1 rRNA gene is annotated in these 2,480 nt (G+C 54.0%); it reads right to left on the bottom strand.

Features of this window, described 5'->3' with window-relative positions:
- Positions 1-145 precede the first annotated feature (145 nt).
- Positions 146-2,480: ribosomal RNA gene (locus tag F6X39_RS35905) — 23S ribosomal RNA — on the bottom strand; the annotation flags it as partial.

The following is a 2,480-nucleotide window of genomic DNA, read 5'->3' on the forward strand; positions in this document are numbered from 1 at the left end:
GGGGGGGTTGTGTTGTTTCTGGCACAACACTGAATCCCAACCGTGCGTTTCTGTCAGCTCCCGCGGGAGTTCACACCAATCCCCTTCGGGGATCGGACCCGCGTCAGTGCTCAGGCACTAACGCGGGTCGAGACACACCTGTTATAGGATCAAGCCTTACGGGCAATTAGTATCAGTTAGCTCAGTACATTACTGTACGTGCACACCTGACCTATCAACGTCCTGGTCTTGAACGACCCTTCAAGGGGCTCGAAGCCCCGGGGATATCTCATCTTAAGGCGAGTTTCCCGCTTAGATGCTTTCAGCGGTTATCTCTTCCGAACATAGCTACCCGGCGATGCCACTGGCGTGACAACCGGTACACCAGAGGTTCGTCCACTCCGGTCCTCTCGTACTAGGAGCAGCCCCCTTCAAATATCCAGCGCCCACGGCAGATAGGGACCAAACTGTCTCACGACGTTTTAAACCCAGCTCACGTACCTCTTTAAATGGCGAACAGCCATACCCTTGGGACCGGCTACAGCCCCAGGATGAGATGAGCCGACATCGAGGTGCCAAACACCGCCGTCGATATGAACTCTTGGGCGGTATCAGCCTGTTATCCCCAGAGTACCTTTTATCCGTTGAGCGATGGCCCTTCCATACAGAACCACCGGATCACTATGACCTGCTTTCGCACCTGTTCGACTTGTCAGTCTCACAGTCAAGCACGCTTATGCCATTGCACTATCAGCACGATTTCCGACCGTACCTAGCGTACCTTCGTACTCCTCCGTTACACTTTGGGAGGAGACCGCCCCAGTCAAACTGCCTACCATGCACTGTCCCCGACCCGGATCACGGGCCAAGGTTAGAACCTCAAACAGATCAGGGTGGTATTTCAAGGACGGCTCCATTGAGACTGGCGTCCCAACTTCATAGCCTCCCACCTATCCTACACAGACCGGTTCAAAGTCCAATGCAAAGCTGCAGTAAAGGTTCATGGGGTCTTTCCGTCTAGCCGCGGGGAGATTGCATCATCACAAACACTTCAACTTCGCTGAGTCTCGGGAGGAGACAGTGTGGCCATCGTTACGCCATTCGTGCAGGTCGGAACTTACCCGACAAGGAATTTCGCTACCTTAGGACCGTTATAGTTACGGCCGCCGTTTACCGGGACTTCAATCAGGAGCTTGCACCCCATCATTTAATCTTCCGGCACCGGGCAGGCGTCACACCCTATACGTCCACTTTCGTGTTTGCAGAGTGCTGTGTTTTTATTAAACAGTCGCAGCCACCAGTTTATTGCAACCCTTTCACCCTTCTGGCGCAGGCCAGTCAGGCTATGAGGGCGTACCTTATCCCGAAGTTACGGTACCAATTTGCCGAGTTCCTTCTCCCGAGTTCTCTCAAGCGCCTTAGAATACTCATCTCGCCCACCTGTGTCGGTTTGCGGTACGGTCACTGTGAAACTGAAGCTTAGAGGCTTTTCCTGGAACCCCTTCCAGTTGCTTCGTCGCCTAGGCGACTCGCCTCGCACCCTTGAATCCCGCGCCCGGATTTGCCAAAGCGCCTTCTCCAATGCAAGGACCGGGACTTCCAACACCCGGACAACCTTCCGCGATCCGTCCCCCCATCGCATTTCACAATGGTGCAGAAATATTAATCTGCTTCCCATCAGCTACGCATTTCTGCCTCGCCTTAGGGGCCGACTCACCCTACGCCGATGAACGTTGCGTAGGAAACCTTGGGCTTACGGCGAGGGGGCCTTTCACCCCCTTTATCGCTACTCATGTCAGCATTCGCACTTCCGATACCTCCAGCACACTTTCCAGTGCACCTTCGCAGGCTTACGGAACGCTCTCCTACCATGCACATTACTGTGCATCCGCAGCTTCGGTATATGGCTTAGCCCCGTTACATCTTCCGCGCAGGACGACTCGATCAGTGAGCTATTACGCTTTCTTTAAAGGGTGGCTGCTTCTAAGCCAACCTCCTGACTGTTTTAGCCTTCCCACTTCGTTTCCCACTTAGCCATATTTGGGGACCTTAGCTGGCGGTCTGGGTTGTTTCCCTCTTGACACCGGACGTTAGCACCCGATGTCTGTCTCCCGTGATTGCACTCTTCGGTATTCGGAGTTTGCTATGGCGTAGTAATCCGCAATGGACCCCACAACCATGACAGTGCTCTACCCCCGAAGGTGATACACGAGGCACTACCTAAATAGTTTTCGGAGAGAACCAGCTATTTCCAGGTTTGTTTAGCCTTTCACCCCTATCCACAGCTCATCCCCTAACTTTTCAACGTTAGTGGGTTCGGTCCTCCAGCACGTGTTACCGTGCCTTCAACCTGGCCATGGATAGATCACCTGGTTTCGGGTCTACACCCAGCGACTGGACGCCCTGTTCGGACTCGCTTTCGCTACGCCTGCCCTAATCGGTTAAGCTCGCCACTGAATGTAAGTCGCTGACCCATTATACAAAAGGTACGCCGTCACCCC

The organism is Paraburkholderia sp. UCT2, assembly GCF_014397665.1.
GTDB lineage: Bacteria > Pseudomonadota > Gammaproteobacteria > Burkholderiales > Burkholderiaceae > Paraburkholderia > Paraburkholderia tuberum.